Below are 15,574 nucleotides of genomic sequence, written 5' to 3'. Positions count from 1 at the left end.
TCCGTGAACGCCGAGCCGAAGACCCTGGTTTCCATCCTCGTTCCCGCCTTCAACGAGGAACTCAACGTCGTGCGCTGCTACGAGGCGATCGTGCGCGTCTTCGAGAAGCTGCCCGAATACGCCTACGAGATCATCGTCACGGACAACCATTCCACCGACCGCACTTTCGAGCTGCTGGAAGACCTTGCCCGCAAGGACCCGGCGCTGAAGGTCATCCGCTTCTCGCGCAACTACGGCTACCAGCGCTCGCTGCTCTGCGCCTACAAGGCCGCCACCGGCGCCTGTTCGATCCAGCTCGATTGCGACCTCCAGGATCCGCCCGAACTGATCCCCGAGATGCTGGGGCTGTGGCGGGTGGGCCACCAGGTGGTCTACGGCATCCGCCGCTCGCTCAAGGACGGCTTCGTCATCGCGACGCTGCGCCGCGCCTTCTACCGCTTCATTTCCTGGACCAGCGACGACGACCTTCCCGTCAACGCCGGGGAATTCCGCCTGGTCGACCGCCGCATCCTGGTGGAACTGAACAAGGTGGAGGACGCCTCGCCCTATCTGCGCGGGTTGATCAGCGCGATGGGCTTCTCCCAGGTGGGCCTCGAATACGACCGCGGCGACCGTATCGCCGGAGAGAGCAAGTTCCCGCTCAAGTCGATGATCTCGCTGGCGGTGGACGGGGTGCTCAACCACTCGCTGATGCCGCTGCGGATCGCCTCGATCTCGGGGATCGTGATCGGCGTGCTCAGCATGGTGCTGACCTTCATCTACCTCGTCGGGCGGGTGTTCCTGGGCCAGGCCTGGCCCGCCGGTTTCGCCACGACCACGATCCTGCTGCTCATGTCGATCTCGATCAACGCGGTCTTCATGGGCATCCTGGGCGAATATGTCGGCCGCCTGTTCCTCCAGGCCAAGCCGGGCACCCGGCCGATCGTCGAGCAGAAGATCAACTTTCCCGAAGTGATCTCGCTGGTTGCGCGCGAAAGACAGTGATGCGGGTGAGCACGAAGAGCACACCGGCATAAGTGCAGATCGCCAGGCCCTGCACCAGGGCGCTGCGCTCGAAGCCCGCCGCACGGCCCAGCGCTATCACGCCCAGGTTCGCGGCATAGGACACCAGAAACGCCGCGCCGTAGCGCAGGGCCTCGGCCGTGGAGGCGCGGTGGCGGGCGCGGAAGGTGAGGTGCCGGTGAAGGGCGTAGGAGATCGGCAGGCCCATGGCGAAGCCCGCCAGATTGGCCGCATAGTCGCCCAGCCCCGCCCGCAGCCAGCCCAGGATCAGGCCGTAGCCGATCGCCGTATTGGCCAGCCCCACCAGCACGAAGCGCGCCAGCGTCGCCGCCTCGCGCGCCAGCGCCGACCTGTCCAGTGGGGGCCTGTCCTCGGGCCGGCGTTTGCGCGGAATATCGGTCACTCCGCCTCCTGAGACTGCAGCGATTCCACGTCGTAGAACTGGCGATACCAGTCGGCGAAGCGTTGCAGCCCTTCTTCCAGCATAACGCGCGGGTGGTAGCCGCAGATCGCCTGCAGCTTGCTCACGTCGGCATATGTGGCGGTGACGTCCCCCGGCTGCATCGGCCGCATGATCTTCTGCGCCTTGCGGCCGAGCGCCGCTTCCAGCGCCTCGATCATGTCCATCAGCCCCACCGGGCGACTGTCGCCAATGTTGAGCACCCGGTGCGCCCGCGCTTTCACGCCGCCGGCGCCCGGCACATTGTCGAGCGCGCCCAGCACACCGTCGACGATGTCGTCGATATACGTGAAGTCCCGCGCCATCCGCCCCTCGCCATAGACCTCGATCGGCTCTCCGGCGAAGATCTTCCGCGTGAAGCCGAAGTAGGCCATGTCGGGGCGGCCCCAGGGTCCATAGACCGTGAAGAAACGCAGCCCGGTCTGCGGCAGCCCGTAGAGGCTGGCGTAGGACTGGCTCATCAGCTCGCAGGACCGCTTGGTGGCGGCATAGAGCGAGACCGGCTCCGTAGCCGGATCGTCCTCGGAGAAGCCGCCCGCGCCCCCTTCCTGACAGGCCCGGCCGTCCGGCCCGGCCAGCGGCCGCTCGCCGTAGACCGAGCTGGAGGAGGCATAGACCAGATGCTCGAAGCCTTCCGCATGGCGGCAGGCCTCCAGCACGGCGAGATGGCCGGCCAGGTTGGAGCGCTCATAGGCGAAGGGGTTCTCGATGCTGTAGCGCACCCCGGCCTGCGCGGCGAGATGGACCACCCGTCGCACGCCCCGGCTGCGGACCAGCGCGGCCACGGCGGCGGCATCGGCCACGTCCAGGCGGTGGAACTCGAACTCGGGCAGGCCCTCGAAGGTGGCGAGGCGCGCATGCTTGAGCGCGGGGTCGTAGTAATCGTTGACCACGTCGAGCCCGATCACCTGCTCGCCCCGGTCGAGCAGGCGGTGCGCCACGGCATGGCCGATGAAGCCGGCCACGCCCGTGACGAGGACGGGTCCGGTGACGTTGGCGGCAGCGAGTGCGGGATCTGTTGGGTTCAAGAGCGGCTTCCTGTTGCGACGGGTTCCGCCGCAAGGTTGGGCATCGCCGGGCGGGCCGACAATCACCCGGAAGCATAGCGCGCCCGGTCATTGGGGCCGCACCGCGACCCAAGGGATTAGCCCCTCGCAGGAAACCGGCGATCCCGCATCGCAGGGGCGCGGCTCGGGCGCGGAAACGCGCCGGAACCGGCTGTATATATCGATCCACCCTAGACTTTCGGAGGACCATCCGGGCGATTCATGGCAATTGACCCGACCCGCCCCGGCATGGTCTCTCGTTTGTGTTCAAGGTGTTGTCCTGAACGTGACAAACGATGTCCTCGCGGCCTGACCTTCCCCGGCATGCACGCGCGGAGGAGCCAGGGAGCGCGACGTGAAGGAGCCGGGTACAAGACCACTTGTCCATATCGGATTCCACAAGACTGCTTCAACGCTGCTCCAGAACGCCCTGTTCTCGCGGCGCGAACTCGGCTTCGAGCGGCTGGAGAACGATCGCTATCACATCCAGCTGGACTTCGTGAAACAGGGCGCCTTCGACGACCTCTCTCCCCACCGGATCGAGAGCTATCGCCGCCGCAGCCGCGAGGCGCAGGCGCGGGGCAATACCCTGGTGGTCTCGCACGAGCGGCTGTCCGGCTATCCCGCCTCGGGCGGATACGACGCCAAGCTGATCGCCGACCGCATCAAGAACTGCCTGCCGAACGCCCGGATCCTGGTCTTCGTGCGCGAGCAGCGCTCGATGATCTTCTCGTACTACCTGCAATATATCAGCGACGGCGGCTCGCTCTCGTTCCGCCGGCTGACCACCCCGCTGCAATGGACCCTCTCGCGCAAGCCGGACTTCGACTTCCGCTCCTTCGCCTATGTCCAGTGCATCGAATATTACCGCCAGCTTTTCGGCCCCGAAAACGTGCTGGTGCTGCCTTACGAGGCCCTGCGCAACGACGCGTCGCGCGTCGCGCGCGAGATCTCGCAGTTCTGCGAGCACGACGCCTCGCTGATCCCGCACGACATCTTCGGCGCCCCCGCCAACGAGGGCATGCCGATCCTCATGCAGGCCCTGCGCCGTCCGCTCAACGCCCTGTTCAACCGGAACCAGCTTTCGCCCCAGGCGCCGGTGGTGTTCCCCCCGTTCGACCGCTACTACCGCAAGCTCCGCCCGATCTTCGCCTTCACCGCCATGTTCGACAAGCCGCTCCGCCGCCGCCTGATGCGCCAGATCGAGCAGTCGGTCGGAGAGCGCTATGCGGAAAGCAACCAGCAGCTCCAGCGCATGACCGGCTACGACTTGCGCCGCTTCGGCTACAGCCTGCCCAGTCCGGCCGCGCCGATGCTGGAACTCGGTATCAGGGGCGCGACGGCCGCCGGCGTCCCGCGCAAGACCAAGCGCTCGCGCGCCGCCCTCCACGCTCACGGCCAGGCGCACAATCACACAGGCGGGTCGCGCACGGCATGACATCCTTGTGACCCGGAGCTGCGCCACTGCCCTCCCGCTCGAGCGCGAGCCGAGCGGGTCGCCCGCGCCTGCGGCCGATGCCGCAAGGACGGGTGGCGGCAGGGCGTCCCGATCCGGCGCAGGCTTCAACCCCACCGTCCATGGCCTGCGCGGCGTCGCGGCGATGATGGTCTTCCTTGCCCATGTCCTGGGCGGCCTGGGCGAGAACATCTACCCGCACGACGCCGCCTACCTGGCCGTTACCGAGGCACCGTGGAACTTCGGCCGCTGGGGCGTCTGGCTGTTCTTCGTCATCAGCGGCTACGTGATCCTGCCCAGCGTCATGCGCTATTCCGCGCGCGAATTCGCGCTGCGGCGATTCTTCCGCCTCTATCCGCTGTTCCTGGCCTTCTCGCTGCTGTTCATCGCGGTGAACGCGGCGACGGGCACCATGCCCGAACTGAACACGCTGGAATCGATCGTGCCGGCGCTGCTGCTGGTCAACCTGCTCACCCATACCGAGCAGCTCACGCCCAATGCCTGGAGCCTCAGCTACGAAGTGCTGTTCTACGCGATGGCCTGCCTGACGGTGCACACCGCGCTGCGCCGCGGGGACCGTGTGCTGACCGTGCTCCTGGCCCTGACCGCGGCCGGCCTCGTCTACCGTTTCCCGGCCATGGCCTTCTTCCTCACCGGAATGGGCGCGAGACTGCTCGACGAGCGCGGCCTGCGCCCGCCCCCCGCCTGGCGCCCGGCGCTGGAGGCCCTGGCGTTCGCCGGGTGCCTCTATTTCGGTTCGATCCAGCACTACGACTTCATGCTGAAGAACATGGGCGACCCGCGTAACTACGCGATGCTGTTCTTCACTTCGGCCTATTTCTACATGGCCATCGCCCCGGGCAGCGTGACCGGCCGCCTGCTCGACCGGCCCTCGGCGTTCTACCTCGGCACCGTCAGCTACAGCCTCTACCTGGCTCACCCCTACACGTACCTGACGACGCGCCTGATCTTCGTGCGCCTCGGCCTGTTCAGCGCCCACTGGGCACTGTCGCTGGCCCTGTTCCTCTCCGTGGTGATCCCGGTGACGCTGGTCTTCACCGAGATCGTCTACCGCCTGCTCGAACGCTACCCCTACCAGTGGTATTTCCACGAACGCATCTTCCACCGCCGCAACCGCGAGCGGCTGGAGTCGCAGTAGAAGCCTTCTAGCGGTTCTTCTTCGTAGTCGTCTTCTTGCCCGTGCTCTTCTTGCCCGTGCTCTTCTTTCCAGTGCTCTTCTGGGGCGCGCTTTTCGTTGACGAGGCGCAGGGCCAGGCCTTGCGGGTGGCCTTGAAGACCTGCTCCGAGGCCGAGCCCTTCCGGTCGTTCGGATTGCGCGCCAGGTAGTCCATGGTGACTTCCTTCAGCTGGCCGATCGTCACGTCCGCCGGCAGGCAGCTGTCGAGCTTGTTGGTCTTGCGCGTGGTGTTGAAGGCATCGACGGCGCCAGTGATATAGGCGATGCATTCGTAGCTCTTCTCGACATAGGTATTGCTGCCGCGCTCGGTCATGCAGGCCGCATAGAGGTCGTCGCCGGTGTAGAAACTGGCGTTCGCGGCAACGGGGAACAGGCCAAGCGGAGCGATCAGGAAGACGCAGGCCAGCTTTACGGATTTCATTCTCGAGTCTCTCCAACCAATTCGCGAACCCTTGGGACAAATCCCCGGCGCGTCAATCGCTGCCGGCCGCCTGCATCGAAAGCGGACAGCGACCCTCATGCGTCGCCGGCCGGTTCCGACCTAGGCCGCCGGCAATGCCGCCGCGCGTTTCGCATGCTGCATCACCACCAGCGTCTTGAATGCGCGGACGTGTTCCTCGCCGTGAAGCACCCGGCGCGAGAAGGCATCGTAATGCGCCATGTCCTGCGCCGCCACCTGCAGCACCAGGTCGTGGTCGCCGGTGACGTACCAGACATCGATCACCTCGCGGGTCTGCCGAAGCCGGGCGACCAGGTCGTCCACCACGCGGCCCTTGTCGGTCTCCAGAGAGACCAGCACGATCATCGTCACCAGCCAGCCCATCGTCCGGGGCGAGACCAGCGCCATTTCCCGCTCGATCGCGCCTTGCTCGCGCAGCGTCCTGACGCGGCGATAGCAGGCGGGAGCGGAAAGCCCGACCGCCTCGGAGAGGTCCGGCATGGAAATCCGCGCGTCGCGCTGAAGCTCGGTAAGGATGCGCAAGTCGAACGCATCGGGCATGGGGCTGATCTCCGATAAATATTATCGCCGCGCGGCAATCATAGACCGCTTTTATCGCCGTCCCCGGATAAAAGCATCGCCGATTCCAGCCGAGGGTTCCATGGTCATTCGCCGCATAGCAACGCGTTCCTCCTCCAATGACTTCGCGCCGCTTGCCGCGGTGGCGACGGCCATGGTCTCGATCTGCTGGGGCGCCTCGGTGGCCAAGTCGCTCTTCCCGGTGACCGGCCCGGCCGGCACGACGGCGCTGCGCCTGGCGCTGGCGGCGGCCATCCTCTGCGGCGTGTTCCGTGTCTGGCGAAAGCCGCTGGACCGGCAGATGCTCCGCGCCGCCCTGCCTTATGGATTGGCGCTGGGCTGCATGAACATGCTGTTCTACTTCGCGATCCAGCGCATCCCGCTCGGCATCGCCCTCGCCACCGAGTTCACCGGCCCGCTGGCCGTGGCGACGTTCTCGTCGCGCCGCCGCATCGACCTCGCCTGGATCGGGCTGGCCATCGCGGGCCTGGCGCTGCTGGTGCCGATCTCCGCCTCGCCGGAGGCCGCCGCCGCCCCCCCCCGGGCCATCGACCATGCCCTCGACCCTGCAGGCGTGCTGCTCGCTCTGGCCGCCGGGGTGTTCTGGGGCGCCTACATCCTCATGGGCAAGCGCGCGGGCGAGACCCTGGGCGCCGCCGCGCCGGCTTACGGCATGACCGTGGCCGCGCTCGTCGCCCTGCCTTTCGGCATCGCCCAGGCCGGCATGGCCATGATCCAGCCGCATGTCCTGGCCATAGCGCTGGTCGTGGCGATCTTCTCCAGCGCCATCCCCTATTCCCTGGAGATGTTCGCGCTGCGCCGCCTGCCGACCAAGAGCTTCGGCATCCTCACCAGCGGCGAACCGGCCGTGGGCGCGCTGACCGGCGCCCTGCTGCTGGGCGAAGTGCTGCCCCTGGCCAAGTGGCTGGGCATTGCCGCGATCGTCGGCGCCACGATCGGCACCACGCTCACCGCGGGCACCGGCGCAGCCTCCGGAGAGCCAGGGAATTCCGGGGCCGGTACGAAACCTGTCGGTAGCGAGGCCTGACCGGCCCGGCGCCGCTTGCGCACGGCGCCGATTACGCCCATGCCTCCCCACATGCCGCAAGCCTCCGATATCCAACTCGCCATCTTCTCACAGGCCGTCGACGCCCTTGGCGGCCAGCGCGCGCTGGCCCGGCACCTCGGCATCGCCGAACGCGACGTGCGCGAATGGATCTCCGGCGAAGCGCCGCTGGACTATGCCACCCTGCGCGAGACGGCACGCGCATTGATCGCCCATTCGGACATGTGCCGCCGCCTGGAGCGCAAGCTCTCGCCCGCCTTCAGCGAAAACCTGACCGAAGCGCAGATCGAACACCTCGGCAATCCCGAAGGCAAGCGCCCCACCGCGCTCTGATCCCGGCGCTCCCGGGCGCTCTGATCCCGGCGCTCTGATCCCGATGCCCTCGGGCAAAAAGAAAGGCCCCACGGAAAATCCGCGGGGCCCGAAGGATTGGGTCCAGTCCGAAATGCATTCCGAAAGTGCACGATGGCGACCGACGGGAAGCGTTCCTAAATTGCCGCGCGCGCATCCCGTGGGTGCGGGATAGGGTTCGCAACTGCGCCCGGCAGTGACTTAAGTCATTGGCGATGTCTTTGTTCCTGCGCGCAAAAATAAATCTCGCAGTTGCGAGATCGCACTGCCGCAAAGTCTCCCTGAATGCGCCGGAGACCGCTGCCCGTCTGGGCCACCCAGACCGGGCCGTTACTCCATCCGCTGCTGCGCGAAGGGCATTTCCTCGGCGGGACCGAGCTTCTCCGCGCCGGAGAAGATCGCGTCCAGACGCGCGCAGACATCCCGGCGAAAATCCTCTCGCAGGATCGGCCGCGGCGCGGTGAGAGCGATTTCGTTGGCGATCGCTTCCTTGACGCGGCTGACGGCGGCATCGCCCAGCACGCCCACGGCCTGCAGCTCCTTGCAAAGCTGCACCAGCCCCGCCGCCGTCGCCTGCGCACGAAGCCCCACGTTCTTAAGGTCCTGATGCAGCCTCTTCTGTTCCACGCCGATCGACATCGCTCTCTCCTTTTCTGGCCGTTATAAATCTAACGCACAAATGCCGGAGAGTTCCGAAAAAGAACGATATATCGCGCTCGATCGCAGGGGCGCCGCAACGCAGCACCGAGGCGAAGAGCAGCGACCTGGAAAGCCGCCGGAATGTCCGGAAAGCGGCAAAAACGGTGGTGAGCCCTGCTGGGTTCGAACCAGCGACCTACTGATTAAAAGCCCGGCTCACAGTCTTTTGCAGGCGCCCGCAGATGCCCTAAGGCCGCCCAATCTGCGGACTTTCGGCTCAGTCGCCTGTCCAAAATGCGCCCCTCGGCGCCTCACTGACGCGCAGACACCCGCATCAACCCCGGGGGCATACGAGGGGAGCTCGGTGGGAAACCTGTGGGCGTAAAGCGGAAGAATTGCCAACGCGATGTGCTCGCGGCGACATTCATTCCAAGTCGCCTGCCGGTAGCCTCGCCGGTGAGGGAAGTGAGCCAAAGGCAATGTTCGAGTGCATTGAAGGACCATGGCGCGCACCAGTCAACGCGCGCGCCAAACCCTCATCCGCCGATCAGCATGATGCGACGTCGACCTCTTCGCGAATCTGAATGTGCCGCACCCGGACCTTTTCCAGCTGCGCCGAAACATCGTCAGGAGGCCCAGCGACGCATGAGAATGCCTCATAGTCATCCGGCGTGTCGAATTCCCCCAGCCCACGCTCGGCTCGCACAGCCTTGTCCCAACGCTCCAGAGCGCTGGTGACTTGGTCGTAGCCTGCGGAGTAGTGGAGGCCGAGGAATTGGTTTGAACGTGACCCCGGGTAGGACAAGTCCACCGTAGGGTCTGCTGCATTGCCACACCCTGAGAGACAGCTGGCAATGTAGGTTCCCGAAGGCTGCTTCCTGTGGATCTGGCCATAGGTTGTCGATGGGGTGATTTTCACGCCCTGAACGGTTGGCTGGCAACTCGCCGTGACGTCCGCGTCGATGCTGCTGACGGCATTGCCCTCGACCCCGTATTCCACGCGGCAACCGCTAACGTCGAAAACAAGCTGGTACTTCGTTTTCACTTTGGGGACGCCAAGACGTTGCTCCAAGTACCCCGGATTGGCTCCAATGGCTTCAGGTGAAACGGCAAACTGCAATGTTGCCGCAGCACTGTCGCCTCCCGTCTCATCTGTCTTCAGAGGTTCTGCCAAACTGCCATCGCCCGGATCACCCGCCACCGCGCTTGCCGATGCCGTTGGCGCGGAAGTGGAAGTCGCGCTTGGCGAACCATAGCCCATGGCGACAACAGCGCCGCCAATCACTACCACGCCAACGCCGGCTGCAGCCGCGAACAACCGCCAGCGCCCAGAACCGGTTTCCTTCTCCCCCGAAATCAGCTTCTGCTTCTCTGCCTGGAATTCAGCCTCAGTCAGCACACCATTTTCTCGCAACTGGTGCAGCCGCTCAAATTGTTCGATCTTACTCACCCAGTCCCCGCCTGATTCAGCCTGAAGGTCACAACCTTCTGCATTATAGGGATAATCACCTAACAGCGCATGAAGTTTTGGGCAAAACTACTTCCGAATGTCGCAACCAGCCGACTTGCCTCGACTTCCTCGACGAGCATCCTCCTACAGGGTCTTTCCACTCGCACAGTTTCCAAGTCAGGAACGGCTGGAAATTGCTTCCATGTGCCTCTACCCCGTTGGCATGACTGGGGGTTTTCGGAAACAATGAGCAAGCGCACTCTGACCGAACGAGACGTCTGCACCAAGTTCATCACACCTGCCCTGCGCAATGCTGGTTGGGACGAGATGCTGCAGATCCGTGAGGAGGTTAGCTTCACCAAGGGCCGGATCATCGTGCGCGGCAAGCTTGTTTCTCGGGGCCAAGGCAAGCGCGCCGACTACATTCTGTACCACAAGCCCAACATGCCCATCGCCATCATCGAGGCCAAAGACAAGACGCACAGCGTTGGCGACGGCATGCAGCAGGCGCTCGACTACGCCGAGACCCTGGACATTCCCTTCGTGTTCTCGTCCAACGGCGAAGGCTTCGTCTTCCACGACCGCAGTTCATCCACCGGTGCAGGTGAGTTCACCCTCGGCTTGGACGAGTTCCCCTCCCCCAGCGACCTTTGGCAACGCTACCTCACGTGGAAGGGTCTTTCCCCGGAGGCCGAGGAGGTAGTCCTCCAGGACTACTACGACGATGGGAGCGGCAAGACGCCCCGTTACTACCAGGTCAATGCGGTCAATGCCGCCATTGAGGCCATTGCGAAGGGGGAGAAGCGTGTACTGCTGGTCATGGCGACCGGCACCGGCAAGACCTACACCGCCTTCCAGATCATCTGGCGCCTGTGGAAAGCGAAGCGCAAGAAGCGCATCCTGTTCCTTGCCGACCGCAACATCCTCGTCGACCAGACCATGGTGAACGATTTCCGGCCCTTCGGTGCCGCGATGGCGAAGCTGTCTTCCAAATCCAAGACGATCGAGCGAGTCGATGGAAGCACCACCGATGTCGCGCTGGCCGTCGACAAGAAGCGCCGCGTCGACACCGCCTACGAAATCTACCTCGGCCTGTACCAAGCCATCACCGGCCCGGACGACCGGCAGAAGCTCTACCGCGAATTCTCGCCGGACTTCTTCGACCTCATCGTCATCGACGAATGCCACCGCGGCAGCGCCGCCGAGGACTCGGCTTGGCGGGAAATCCTCGACTACTTCTCGGACGCCACCCAAATCGGCCTCACGGCCACGCCCAAGGAAACCAAGTACGAATCCAACATCGGCTACTTCGGCAGCCCGGTGTACACCTACTCCCTGAAGCAGGGCATCCGCGACGGCTTCCTCGCGCCCTACAAGGTCATCAAGGTCCACGTCGACCACGACGTGTCCGGCTACCGGCCCGAGAAGGGGCAACTCGACCGGGACGGTGAAGAGGTAGAGGATCGCCTCTACAACACCAAGGACTTCGACCGAAGTCTGGTCATCGACGACCGCACCCGGATCGTGGCCAAGAAGGTCACCGAATTCCTGAAGGAAAGCGGCGACCGCCTGCAGAAGACGATCATGTTCTGCGTCGATCAGGAGCACGCGGCGCGGATGCGCCAAGCTCTCATCAACGAGAATCAGGACCTCGTCGCGCAGAACCACCGCTACGTCATGCGCATCACCGGCAACGATCCAGAGGGACAGGCCGAGCTTGGCAACTTCATCGATCCCGAAGTCGCCTACCCCGTTCTCGTCACGACCTCGCGTTTGCTTTCCACCGGCGTGGATGCCCAGACCTGCCGCCTGATCGTGCTCGACCGCGAGGTTGGGTCCATGACCGAGTTCAAGCAGATCGTCGGTCGCGGCACCCGTGTCCACGAGGACACCCACAAGTACTATTTCACCCTCATGGATTTCCGCGGAGCGACCAATCACTTCGCCGATCCCGACTTCGACGGCGAGCCCGTCCAGATCTATGAGCCCGGCGACAAAGACCCCATCGTGCCCCCGGATGACGAGCCGCCTGTCGACGACGAGGGCAACCCGCTGCCGGACGAGCCCGGCGAAGACGAGGTGATAGTCGACAGGCCGGACGTCACTTTCGATCCGGACGACATCAAGAAGAAGTCCAAGAAGGTCTACGTCGACGGCATCGGCGCCACCATTGTCGCCGAGCGTGTCGAGTACCTCGACGAGAACGGCAAGCTGGTCACGGAATCCCTGCGCGACTTCACCAAGAAGGCGCTGCGCCGCCATTTCGCCAGCCTCGACGATTTCCTGCGCCGCTGGCAAGGCGCCGAGCGCAAGCAAGCCATCCTGGACGAGTTGGAAGCCGAGGGCCTGTCGCTCGAAATAATCGCTGAAGAGCTCGGCAAGGACCTCGACCCCTTCGACCTCATCTGCCACGTCGCCTTCGACGCCAAACCCCTCACCCGCCGCCAGCGTGTCGACAACGTGCGCCGCCGCGACGTGTTCGGAAAATATGGGGATCAGGCCCGATCGGTCCTTGATGCCTTGCTGGCGAAGTATCAGGACGAGGGCGTCATCAACCTCGACGACACCAACGTGCTACGCATCTCGCCCTTTACCAACCTCGGAACGCCGCTCCAACTCATCAAGGCGTTTGGCGGCCGCGAAGGTTTCGAGCATGCGGTGCATGAGCTCCAAGCCGAACTCTATCAGGAAACTGCCTAGTCCATGTCCGTCCGCACTCTCGTCAAATCCATCCAGGACATCATGCGCAAGGACAGCGGCGTCGACGGCGACGCCCAGCGCATCAGTCAGCTTTGCTGGCTGTTCTTCCTGAAGATCATCGACGATCAGGACCAAGAGCTGGAGCTCATGCGGCCGGGCTACCAGTCGCCTGTGCCGGGGAAGTTCCAGTGGCGCACATGGGCTGCCGATCCCGAGGGCCTGACCGGCGAAGACCTACTCGCCTTCATCAACGACGAGCTCTTCCCGGCTATGAAGGGCCTACAGCCCACCGGCCAGAAGGGTGACCGCCGTGTCGTCGTGCGCGACGTGTTTGAGGACGCCTTCAACTACATGAAGTCCGGCCAACTGCTGCGGCAGGTGGTCAACAAGATCAACGACGTCGATTTCAACGACCTGTCCGAGCGCCAGCATTTCGGGGACGTCTATGAGCAGCTCTTGAATGACCTGCAATCGGCCGGCAACTCGGGCGAGTACTACACCCCCCGCGCCGTCACCGCCTTCATGGTAGATCGAATCGATCCAAAGCCCGGCGAGGTCCTGTTCGACCCCGCCTGCGGCACCGGCGGCTTCCTCACCTGCTCGATCCGCCACATGCGCGATAAGCATGTGAAGCGCCCCGAGGACGAGGCGCTCATGCAGTCCGGCCTGCGCGCTGTCGAAAAGAAGCCGCTGCCGCACATGCTCTGCGTCACCAACATGCTGCTGCACGGGGTGGAGGATGCGAGCTTCGTCCGGCACGACAACACGCTGGCCCGCCCCTACATCAGCTGGGAGCAGAAGGACCGTGTCGACGTGGTCCTTTCCAACCCGCCCTTTGGCGGCAGGGAGGAGGATGGCATCGAGTCCAACTTCCCGCCGCAGTTCCGCACACGCGAGACGGCCGACCTGTTCTTGGCTCTTATCATCCGTCTGCTGCGCAAGGGCGGTGTCGGTGCCGTGGTCCTTCCTGACGGCTCGCTCTTCGGCGAAGGCGTGAAGACGCGCCTCAAGGAGCACCTGCTGGAAGAGTGCAACCTGCACACCATCGTCCGCCTGCCCAACAGCGTCTTCAGGCCCTATGCCTCCATCGGCACAAACCTGCTCTTCTTCGAGAAGGGCGAGCCGACCAACGAGGTCTGGTACTACCAGCATCAGGTGCCCGCTGGCCAGAAGGCCTACTCCATGACCAAGCCCATCCGGTTGGAACATTTCCAGTCCTGCATGGACTGGTGGGGTGGCGCCAACCGCGAAGGGCGCGTCGAAGGCTCGCAGGCGTGGAAGGTCAGCATCGAGTACATTAAGGCCCGCGGCTACAATCTCGACATCAAGAACCCACACAGCGAGGTCGAGGATCATGGCGATCCCGAGGAGCTACTCCGGGAACTCGGCAAGGTAGAGGCAGAAGCGGCCAACCTGCGCGACCAGTTGAAGACCATTCTCGCCGAGGCGCTGGCCCGATGAATTCGGAAAAATTGCTGGCCCACTACGAGCGCATGGCCGAGGCGCCGGACACGATCGCACGTCTGCAGCGTTTCGTGCTGGATTTGGCTGTGCGCGGGAAGCTGGTCGAGCAAGAAGTTTCGGATGAGCCGACCACCCAACTCATCAAAGCCATTGCCACCCAGAAAGCCAATTTCGGCCGTTCTGCACACGTCGAGGCGCTACCTACGGCGGAGGAGCCCTTTCCTTGCCCTCTAGGTTGGCTTTGGTCGACAGTAGGCGAAATTTGCACAAAAACTGGATCTGGCAGCACGCCCCGAGGGGGTAAGGATGCATACCAAGCTAGCGGAATCCCGTTCCTGCGGTCCCAAAACGTCCACGATGACGGGCTCTCACTAGATGACGTTGCCTACATCGCCCCCGAGACACATACTCGAATGGCGGGAACTGCAGTTCGCCCATCCGATTTGCTCCTCAACATTACCGGCGGTTCGATGGGGCGATGCTGCCGCGTGGAAGCCGATTTTCACGAGGCGAATGTGAGCCAGCATGTGGCGATAATTCGACCAGCGCTCGCCGACATGTCAGCTTTTCTCCACATTGTAGTCCTCTCGCCCTACTTCCAAGGGTTTGTGTTCGGCGAACAGACCGGCGCCGGGCGTGGCGGGCTGCCCAAGAACAAGATGGACCGAATCCCGGTCCCGCTGCCCCCACTCGCCGAGCAGCATCGCATCGTCGCCAAGGTCGACGAACTCATGGCGCTGTGCGACCGGCTGGAAGAGGCGCGCAAGGAGCGGGAAGCCGCCCGCGACCGCCTGACAGCGGCCAGCCTCGCCCGCCTGAACGCGCCCGATCCCGATCCGGCCACCTTCACCACCCACGCCCGCTTCGCGCTCGACAACCTCCCCGCCCTCACCACCCGCGCCGACCAGATCAAGCAACTGCGTCAGACGATCTTGAATTTCGCCGTGCGGGGGAAGCTGGTGGAGCAGGATGCGGCCGATGAGCCTGCCCGCCTCTCATTACTGCGGCTGCCCGAAATACCGGCAAAGACGCGAAAAATGCTAACGCCGGTTTCGGCCGACGAAAATTTACCAACATTGCCGACAAGTTGGGATTGGATAGCCCTTGGTGGTCTAGTTGCAGGAATGGACGCGGGTTGGAGCCCACAATGCGAAAATCATCCGAGGACCGATATTTCCCAATGGGGAGTCCTGAAAACCACCGCGGTGCAAGCATTGGCATTCGATGACGCGCAACACAAAGAACTGCCTTCGAAACTTGCGCCCCGCCCGCAATATCAAGCGGAAATCGGCGACATTTTGGTAACACGCGCAGGCCCTAGGAACCGGGTCGGAATTTCGTGTGTCGTCGATAAGCCATGCCCCCGACTAATGATTTCCGACAAACTGATACGATTTCATGGCTTAGGTGAACTGTCCCCTCGGTATCTTGCTCTAACACTCAACGCCGGTACAACTTTGCAGCAGGTTGAGGATGCCAAGTCCGGAATGGCTGTCATGCAAATGAACATCTCACAGGACAAGTTGAGGGCCGTTCAAATCCCCGTGCCTCCCATTCCGGAACAGTACCGCATCGTCGCAAAGGTCGACGAGCTTATGGTCCTGTGCAACCAACTAGAAGCGAGCCTCGCTATCGGCGACGAAACCCGCCAGCGCCTACTCGAAGCCGTCTTGCACGAAGCCCTCGAACCGGCGGAAGCGCGGGAACTGGAACCCGCGTGACCG

Annotated in this window: 14 protein-coding genes; 8 read left to right on the top strand and 6 right to left on the bottom strand. The window is 63.9% G+C overall.

Annotation, left to right across the window (positions count from 1 at the left end; genetic code table 11):
• Positions 1–3 precede the first annotated feature (3 nt).
• On the top strand, positions 4–984 hold the full coding sequence (locus EDF57_RS18560) for a glycosyltransferase family 2 protein (protein ID WP_132263859.1): 981 nt from the start codon (positions 4–6) through the stop codon (positions 982–984).
• On the opposite strand, the gene EDF57_RS18555 is transcribed toward EDF57_RS18560, so the two are convergent.
• On the bottom strand, positions 938–1,405 hold the full coding sequence (locus tag EDF57_RS18555; protein ID WP_166675315.1) for a GtrA family protein: 468 nt from the start codon (positions 1,403–1,405) through the stop codon (positions 938–940). The two genes, EDF57_RS18560 and EDF57_RS18555, sit on opposite strands and share 47 nt — an antisense overlap.
• On the bottom strand, positions 1,402–2,490 hold the full coding sequence (locus tag EDF57_RS18550; protein ID WP_134095312.1) for an NAD-dependent epimerase/dehydratase family protein: 1,089 nt from the start codon (positions 2,488–2,490) through the stop codon (positions 1,402–1,404). The genes EDF57_RS18555 and EDF57_RS18550 overlap by 4 nt, the downstream gene beginning before the upstream one ends.
• A 373-nt stretch (positions 2,491–2,863) precedes the next feature.
• Between EDF57_RS18550 and EDF57_RS18545 the strand changes: the two genes are divergently transcribed.
• Complete coding sequence (locus EDF57_RS18545) at positions 2,864–3,946, top strand: hypothetical protein (RefSeq protein ID WP_134095311.1); 1,083 nt, start codon at positions 2,864–2,866, stop codon at positions 3,944–3,946.
• A gap of 7 nt (positions 3,947–3,953) precedes the next feature.
• The gene (locus EDF57_RS18540) at positions 3,954–5,123 is read left to right on the top strand and encodes an acyltransferase (protein WP_134095310.1); all 1,170 of its coding nucleotides are present in this window, start codon (positions 3,954–3,956) and stop codon (positions 5,121–5,123) included.
• A 7-nt stretch (positions 5,124–5,130) separates the two neighbouring features.
• Here the strand turns inward: EDF57_RS18540 and EDF57_RS18535 are convergent, their stop codons facing one another.
• Both EDF57_RS18535 and EDF57_RS18530 read right to left on the bottom strand, forming a co-directional pair.
• The gene (locus EDF57_RS18535; RefSeq protein ID WP_132263867.1) at positions 5,131–5,583 is read right to left on the bottom strand and encodes a Rap1a/Tai family immunity protein; all 453 of its coding nucleotides are present in this window, start codon (positions 5,581–5,583) and stop codon (positions 5,131–5,133) included.
• A gap of 120 nt (positions 5,584–5,703) precedes the next feature.
• Positions 5,704–6,162 (bottom strand): Lrp/AsnC family transcriptional regulator, encoded by a 459-nt coding sequence (locus EDF57_RS18530; protein ID WP_132263869.1) that lies wholly within the window; start codon positions 6,160–6,162, stop codon positions 5,704–5,706.
• A 100-nt stretch (positions 6,163–6,262) separates the two neighbouring features.
• On the opposite strand from EDF57_RS18530, the gene EDF57_RS18525 reads away from it, so the two are divergent.
• Positions 6,263–7,228: an EamA family transporter gene (locus tag EDF57_RS18525; RefSeq protein WP_134095309.1), complete on the top strand. Its 966-nt coding sequence runs from the start codon at positions 6,263–6,265 to the stop codon at positions 7,226–7,228.
• 51 nt (positions 7,229–7,279) lie between these two features.
• Positions 7,280–7,579, top strand: a complete 300-nt coding sequence (locus tag EDF57_RS18520; protein WP_132263872.1) for a YdaS family helix-turn-helix protein — start codon at positions 7,280–7,282, stop codon at positions 7,577–7,579.
• Positions 7,580–7,927: 348 nt separating this feature from the next.
• Here EDF57_RS18520 and EDF57_RS18515 read toward each other — a convergent pair whose 3' ends face one another.
• Complete coding sequence (locus tag EDF57_RS18515; RefSeq protein WP_132263874.1) at positions 7,928–8,236, bottom strand: hypothetical protein; 309 nt, start codon at positions 8,234–8,236, stop codon at positions 7,928–7,930.
• 547 nt (positions 8,237–8,783) lie between these two features.
• On the bottom strand, positions 8,784–9,686 hold the full coding sequence (locus tag EDF57_RS18510; protein WP_166675314.1) for an SHOCT domain-containing protein: 903 nt from the start codon (positions 9,684–9,686) through the stop codon (positions 8,784–8,786).
• A gap of 246 nt (positions 9,687–9,932) precedes the next feature.
• Here EDF57_RS18510 and EDF57_RS18505 point away from each other — a divergent pair, with 246 nt between their 5' ends.
• From EDF57_RS18505 to EDF57_RS18495, 3 genes are read left to right on the top strand one after another with little or no spacing between them, the layout of a single operon-like run.
• On the top strand, positions 9,933–12,386 hold the full coding sequence (locus tag EDF57_RS18505; protein WP_134095307.1) for a DEAD/DEAH box helicase family protein: 2,454 nt from the start codon (positions 9,933–9,935) through the stop codon (positions 12,384–12,386).
• A 3-nt stretch (positions 12,387–12,389) separates the two neighbouring features.
• Positions 12,390–13,847, top strand: coding sequence for a class I SAM-dependent DNA methyltransferase (locus EDF57_RS18500; RefSeq protein WP_134095306.1), 1,458 nt, complete (start codon positions 12,390–12,392; stop codon positions 13,845–13,847).
• Positions 13,844–15,571 carry a restriction endonuclease subunit S gene (locus EDF57_RS18495; protein ID WP_134095305.1) on the top strand — a complete coding sequence of 576 codons (1,728 nt, stop codon included), beginning with the start codon at positions 13,844–13,846 and terminating at the stop codon, positions 15,569–15,571. The genes EDF57_RS18500 and EDF57_RS18495 overlap by 4 nt, the downstream gene beginning before the upstream one ends.
• Positions 15,572–15,574: the final 3 nt, after the last annotated feature.

Origin of the sequence: Novosphingobium sp. PhB55, from assembly GCF_004368805.1 — a bacterium.
Taxonomy (GTDB): Bacteria; Pseudomonadota; Alphaproteobacteria; order Sphingomonadales; family Sphingomonadaceae; genus Novosphingobium.
The sequence above is the reverse complement of the archived record's forward strand: the minus strand, read 5'-3'. Positions and strand labels throughout refer to the sequence as shown.